This is a genomic window from bacterium (assembly GCA_019912885.1).
Taxonomy (GTDB): Bacteria; Lernaellota; Lernaellaia; order JACKCT01; family JACKCT01; genus JAIOHV01.
The window spans coordinates 1-6,512 of record JAIOHV010000093.1 but is presented as its reverse complement, the minus strand read 5'-3'; the positions used below and the strand labels follow the sequence as shown (position 1 = coordinate 6,512).

Annotated in this window: 5 protein-coding genes; 4 read left to right on the top strand and 1 reads right to left on the bottom strand. The window is 66.2% G+C overall.

Annotation, left to right across the window (positions count from 1 at the left end; genetic code table 11):
* Nucleotides 1–114 precede the first annotated feature (114 nt).
* Nucleotides 115–543: a hypothetical protein gene (locus tag K8I61_08130; protein MBZ0271990.1), complete on the bottom strand. Its 429-nt coding sequence runs from the start codon at nt 541–543 to the stop codon at nt 115–117.
* A 345-nt stretch (nt 544–888) separates the two neighbouring features.
* On the opposite strand from K8I61_08130, the gene K8I61_08125 reads away from it, so the two are divergent.
* From K8I61_08125 to K8I61_08110, 4 genes are all read left to right on the top strand, one after another.
* The gene (locus K8I61_08125) at nt 889–2,367 is read left to right on the top strand and encodes a CHAD domain-containing protein (protein ID MBZ0271989.1); all 1,479 of its coding nucleotides are present in this window, start codon (nt 889–891) and stop codon (nt 2,365–2,367) included.
* Between the two features lie 439 nt (nt 2,368–2,806).
* Entirely contained in the window at nt 2,807–3,475 is a 669-nt protein-coding gene (locus K8I61_08120) for a TetR/AcrR family transcriptional regulator (protein ID MBZ0271988.1), read from the top strand.
* A gap of 1 nt (nt 3,476) precedes the next feature.
* Nucleotides 3,477–5,408: an acyl-CoA dehydrogenase family protein gene (locus K8I61_08115; GenBank protein MBZ0271987.1), complete on the top strand. Its 1,932-nt coding sequence runs from the start codon at nt 3,477–3,479 to the stop codon at nt 5,406–5,408.
* A gap of 7 nt (nt 5,409–5,415) precedes the next feature.
* Nucleotides 5,416–6,345: a hypothetical protein gene (locus K8I61_08110; GenBank protein MBZ0271986.1), complete on the top strand. Its 930-nt coding sequence runs from the start codon at nt 5,416–5,418 to the stop codon at nt 6,343–6,345.
* Nucleotides 6,346–6,512: the final 167 nt, after the last annotated feature.

Sequence of the window (6,512 nt, the reverse complement as noted above, 5' to 3'; positions counted from 1 at the left end):
ACCATCCGCTACTTCGACCAGTTGGGAGTCCCCCGGCTGGCCGCGTGACCTCAACTCGCCGAACCGCCGGATGCGGACCCGCTTGTCCGGTGGTGTGGCAGGGGAACTCCGAGGCTATTCCTCGGAGCCCCTATGCCGATTCTGTTCGGCCTTGACATTTCTCAGTCGATAGCGATTCCCGCCGTCGCCTTCCGTCGACTCAACCGACCCGCCATTTTTAGCGAGGTGCCATAGCTGGCTACGAAGGACGTTCGCAAAATTCTTCGTTGTTGGGATAAATCCGCCCTCCAGAACCGCCGTCTTGATTTCTCTGGGATAAAGAAAATGGGGGTATGAGCGTTGCAGAACGTCTCTTATCGCGTCAGCGAGGCGCCAGCCCTTGTATCGCCCGTCACTACCGCCTTGTAAGCGCATAGGAATCTGCGGCGTTTCGCGGGCCAACTTGCCCATCACGAGCCTCACCGCGTCCAGTTCTTTTGCAACGCGCAGCGCCTCTTCCTCGAGCCGCCGCTCCATCGCCTTCAACTCGCCAACGGTGTCCATCTTAATCTCCCATAATGGGGCGTTCATCTCCAATGCGAAAAATACTTCAATGCGAAGGACTTTGCAAGCCCCCCAATGAAGGCGGTTATGCGGCTATCTGACGTGGCGCTGAAAATTATACGCGAAGACGCATACTTTTTATTTTTTGCTGTATGGCGCTTTGGCAGTGCGGGCTTCTTGGCGGGCTTCCCGTCCATTTTCGCGACGTCGACTTTCGCCTGCGCGAGCTGGTTCGCGACACCGAACTGTCACCAAAAACCGCTTTGACCGCGCCCGACGCCAGGCGGTATTGTCGGTCGGATTCGATTTTGCGCCGCGCGTATCGCGGCGACAGGGATTTGGGTCATGCGAAAAGGCGGTCTCGAAGGCCGTGCGCCAAAACGCGCGAGTGCCCCGGCTCGCGCGACGAGCGGCGCGGACGATCGCGCGTTCGCCGTGGCGGACGGCCTTGCCGAGCGTATGAACGAGGTCGTGAGGCTCGTCCGCGAGACGCAGGACGCGGCGACCGAAAAGCGCGTGCATCGGCTGCGCGTCTGCTTGCGTCGCTGTCGAACGATCGCGCGGGGATTCGCCGCGTTCGATCTCGAACCCGCCTGGCGCAAGATGGACAAGGAGGCGCGCACCCTGTTCGCGGCGCTTGGCGATCAGCGCGATACGCACGTGCTCGCCGGCTGGGTGAAGAAGCTGTCTCCGAAGGGCGACGCGCTCGGAACGATCGTCGCCGACGAGCTTCGCAAACGCGAGAAGGAACAGGCCGGCGCGGTGGAAGTGGCGCTGGCGGCGTTCGACATTTCGCGTTGGGCCGCGTGGGCCGATTCGCTTCCCGCGCGGGCCGCGGCCTGGAAAGACCACGCCGCGGCGTTCCGGAATCTGGCTCTCGCGCGCCTTATCGACGCGCACAATCTTCACAAACAGGCGATCCGCCGCCGCACGCCCGCCGCGTGGCACGAGGCGCGTATCGGCATCAAGCGCTTCCGATACGTGATCGAGGGATTCTTCCCGAAACTCGACCGGGCATGGGGCAAGGACCTCAAGCGCTTGCAGGATCTCCTCGGCGAGACGCACGATCTGGACGTGCTCGGCGAGCTTGTCTCCCAGCCGCGCGAGGGCATCGACGCCCGGGCGGTCGCGGCGTGGCGGCCGATCATCGCGCGCGAGCGCAAGGCGCGCCTTGACGAATATCGCCGGCTGACGGCCGGACGATCCGGCGTGTTCGCGGTGTGGCTTGGCGGATTCCCGGCCGGCGCCGAACGCGCGGAACTGGGCCTGGCGTTTTTGCGCGCGTCGGCCGCTTCGCATTCGAACGATCCGCGCCGCGTCATTGCCGCGGAGGCCGCCGCGCGTTGCCTGCTCGACGGCGTGACCGGGCAGGGCGCGGTGATCGCGGGCGATCCCGCGCGGGCGCGGCGCGTCCTCGCCGCGGCGTCCCAGTTTCTCGCCGCGTGCGGCAAACGTAAGGCGGCGGCGAAGCGCCTGGCCGAACTGGATACGCCGATCGGCTGGACCGCGCCGGAGATCCAGGCCGCGTCGCTTGTCGCGCGTCGCGCGAACGGCAAGCCGCTCGACACCTCGCGCGGCCCGTGGCGCGCGCTGCCCGCGGAGCTGCGGTCGTCGGGACCGTTGCTCGCCGCCGTACTGGGTCTTGCGTCCGCGTTGCGTTTCGAGAACGGCGCGTCGCCGTCCGCGATTTACGTGGACGAGGGCGCCGTCCGCCCGCTCGACATCCACCTGCCCGATTCGGTTTCCTGCAACTCCGACGACGTTGCCGGCCGGCGCGGCGCGCTGGAGGCGGTTCTCGCGCGCGCGGTGCGGATTTTGCCGTAGAGGGCGCGAGAACGGCCCACATGGTGTCGGGGCCGCAAACGAAGCCGCCGCTTTGCGGCGGCGAAGTGCACGGTCGCGTCCGCCCTGGCATCGCCGGTTTGTTTGACAAGACGCATCTCATGCCAAGGTGGTGCCGACCGCGCACTCCGCTGCGCTGCGTTCGCGGCTCTGACATTGTAGGGCTTCGCCGGGGCGTTGCCGACCGCGCATTCCGCTGCGCTGCGTTTGCGGCCCTGACATCGCAGGGCTTCGCCGGGTCGGTGCCGACCGCGCACTCCGCCCGCCTTCGCTAGCGCTACGGCGTGACTTCGTTTGCGGCCCTGACTTCGCAGGGTTTCGCCATTGTAATTGTCCTAACGTCTGGCTCGCCTTCCTCTTGCAGCCTGACGAATGGTAGGCTAATAACGACCGTTCGGTAGGCAGCGGGGGATTTCTCGACATGGTCGTTCGACAAGCGGAAAGCGCGCCCGACGTTCCCGATATGCGCACGCAGATCCTGCGTTCCGCGACGCGCCTATTCGCCGCGCGCGGGTTTGAGGCGACGTCGCTTGCCGCGATCGCGGACGACGTGGGCATCCGCAAGCAGTCGGTGCTGCACCACTTTCCGAGCAAGGACGCCCTGCGTCATGAGGTGCTCGAAGCGCACTTCGCGCGCTGGAAGGACCTTGTTCCGAACATGCTCGCCGCGGCGTCGTCGAAGCAGGAAGGTTTCGACGCCGCGCTGTCCGAGCTGATCCGCTTCTATCGCGAGGATCCGGCGCGCGCTCGCCTGATGTCGCGCGAGCTGCTCGACCGCCCGGACGAGCTTGTGGCGATGTTTCAGGACCACCTGCATCCGTGGATCGGCCTGTTGCTCGACGCGATCGAACGCGGCAAGGCGGATGGCGTCGTCGATCCGCAGCTCGATCCCGAGGCGTTCCTGTCGCAAACGGTGTTGACCGTCGTGACGCTGATCGCCGGTTCCCCGATCATGACGCAGATCGTACCCGAATCCCGGCGAAATGCCGCGCCGCTCGATCGTCAGATCGACGAGATGACGCGCGCGATTCGCCGAGCCTTCTATGTTCCGCGCGCGGACCGTGTCCGGCCGCGACGCAACGGAGAATGACATGCCGAATTTTTACGAAGACAACGAAGACCTGAGATTTTACGTCGAGAAGGGCATCGACTGGGAGCCGCTCGTCAAGATCACCGAATACGACGGCCGCGCGCCCGACGCGTTCGCGACGACCGGGGAGGCGCTCGACTTTTACAGAAGCATCCTCGATCTCGTCGGAGCGTTCGCCGCGGACGAGATCGCCCCGCACGCCGCCGAGATCGACGAGAAGGGCGTCTCGTACGCCGGCGGCCGCGTCAGCTTTCCGCCGAGGCTCGCGGGCATCTTCGAGTCGATCAAGGCGCTCGAGCTGCACGGACTTTGCCTTCCGCGCGAACTGGGCGGCAGCAACTGCCCGCTCATGATCTACATGATCAACACCGAGATCATGGGCCGCGCGGACGTGTCCGTGATGGCGCACCACAGCTTTCACGGCGGCATGGCGATGGCGATGCTGATGTACTCCGTCGAGGAGGGCACGACGGTCGTCGATCGCGAGAAGTGGAAGATGGCCTCCACGCGCTTTCAAAAAGAGATCGGCGAGATCGCGCGCGGCGAGGCGTGGGGCTCGATGGATATCACCGAGCCGCACGCGGGCTCGGACATGGGCGCGATCAGCACCCGGGGCGTGCTCGGCGACGACGGCGTCTGGCGCGTGACCGGGCAAAAGGTCTTCATCACCTCCGGCCACGCGAAGTACCATTTTGTCATCGCGCGGACCGAGGATACGCCGCCCGACTCCGCCGATCCGATGGCCGGGCTCAAGAGCCTGTCGCTGTTCCTGGTGCCGATCTACGAGGAGAAGGAAGACGGGACGCGCGTCGATCTCGCGGAGGTCACCGGCATCGAGAAGAAGATGGGCCACCACGGCAGCGCGACGTGCTCCATCGCCTTTGACAACACGCCCGCGCACCTCATCGGAAAGCGCGGCGAGGGCTTCAAGGGCATGTTGCTTCTGATGAACAACGCGCGCGTGGGCGTGGGTTTCGAGTCGATCGGCCTTTGCGAGGCGGCGTACCGCAAGGCGCGCGCGTATGCTGTCGAGCGGCACAGCATGGGAAAGCCCATCGAGCGGCACGAGATCATCGCCGACTATCTCGACGAAATGAAAACCGACATCCAGGGCTTGCGCGCGCTCGCGATGCACGCGGCGTGGCACGAGGAGATGGCGCAAAAGCTGCGCCTGAAGTCGCGCTACTTTGCGGCCGAGGACGAGGTCGCCGCGCGGCGCGCGTTGCGCCTGTCGGAAAAATACTCACGCATCTCGCGCGCCTCGACCCCGCTTCTCAAGTTCCTGGCAGCGGAAAAAGCGGTCGAGATCGCGCGCAATACCGTGCAGATCCACGGCGGCGCGGGCTACATCCGCGAGACCGGCGCGGAGAAATTGCTGCGCGACGCGGTCGTCATGCCGATCTACGAGGGCACAAGCCAGATCCAGGCGCTCATGGCGATGAAGGACGCGCTCGTCTCCGTCATGAAGGCACCGCAGGCGTTTCTGCGGCAAATCGGGACGACGCGCTGGCGCTCGCTGTCGGCGCGCGATCCGCTCGAGCGCAAGGTCGCGAAGCTGCGGAACCTCGCGCTTGCCGCGCAACGCACGCTGATGCAGCGCATGGCGGCGGACAAGTTCCGCGCGGTGCGCGAAAAGCCGGTCAACGAGTGGTCGCGCGAGTTTTTCAGGAACTGGAATCCCAAGCGCGATTTCGCGCCGGCCATGCTGCACGCGGAGCGACTCACGCGCCTTCTGGCGGATGCGGCGATCGCCGAGGTGCTGTGGAAGCAGGCGAAAAAATACAACGAGCGCCGCGAGGTCTGCGAGCGCTGGGTCGAGCGCGCCGAGCCGCGCGGGCGCTATCTGCTCGATCTGATCGCCAACTCCGGCGGGCGGCTGCTCACCTCGCTCAACGGGTCCGCGGAAAGCGGCGGCGCCGCCGGGCACGCGTGAGGCGATTATGAAAAACGTCCCGTTCAAATATGTGCGTTACCAGGGACCGGTCATCGGCGGCCTGGCGAAAACGTTTGTCGCGTCGTTGCGCCGCGATCCCTCCGCGCCGCTTCCGAATACGCCGACCGAACCGATCGAGATCACGTTGCCGCCTCGCGCCGCGGACCTGATCGAGCAGTTCGTCACGCACATCGGCGGCCGGCCCCAGTCGTATGCCGGCGTCGTGCCGCCGCACCTGTTTCCGCAGTGGACCTTCGCCCTTGCGCCGCGCCTGCTGGCCGGGCTGCCGTACAAATTGACGAACGCGCTGAACGCGGGCTGCCGCATGGAAATCCGCGCGCCGCTTCCGGCGAACGAGCCCTTGCAGGTGCGCGCGTGGCTTGAGCGCGTCGACGAGACCGAGCGCCGCGTGCTTCTTGTGCAGCGGTGCGTCACGGGAACGGCATCGTCGCCCGACGCGCTCATGACCGAGCTGTCCGCGATCATCATGAAGCGTACGGGTACGCCTTCCGGTACGAACCGCGACCGTCAGGGAGCGGGTACGAAGAAGGACGAACCCGCCGTCCCCGCGAACGCCGTCGAGATCGACAACCTGCGCCTTGGACCGAAGGCGGGACGGGACTTCGCGCTGCTCACCGGCGACTTCAATCCGATCCACTGGGTGCCCGCGGCCGGGCGCGCGTCGGGCTTCAAGGGCGCGATCCTGCACGGCTTCGGCACGTTCTCGCGCGCGCTCGAAAGCCTTATTCGCGTGCGTCTTGGCGGCGATCCGTCGCGGCTTGCGTCGATCGAGGCGCGCTTCACGCGGCCGGTGCCGCTGCCCGGGCGCGTCGCGGTTTTCGTCGATGACGCGGGCGGCCTTGTCGTCGGTGACGCGCCCGGTGCGCGCGCCTACATGATCGCGTCATACACGACGCGTGCTTCCGGGGAGATGTAAACGATGTCCGATCTGTTGCTCGATCTTGCGCGGCGGCCCGAATTTCGCCGCGTCATTTCCACGCTCGGTATTCCGATCCCGCTGCCGCGCACGCTTCGCCGCGCCGCGACGCCGTGGATCGAATCGCCGCTCGCGGGGCGCCGCGCGGTTATCGCCGGCGGCAAGGG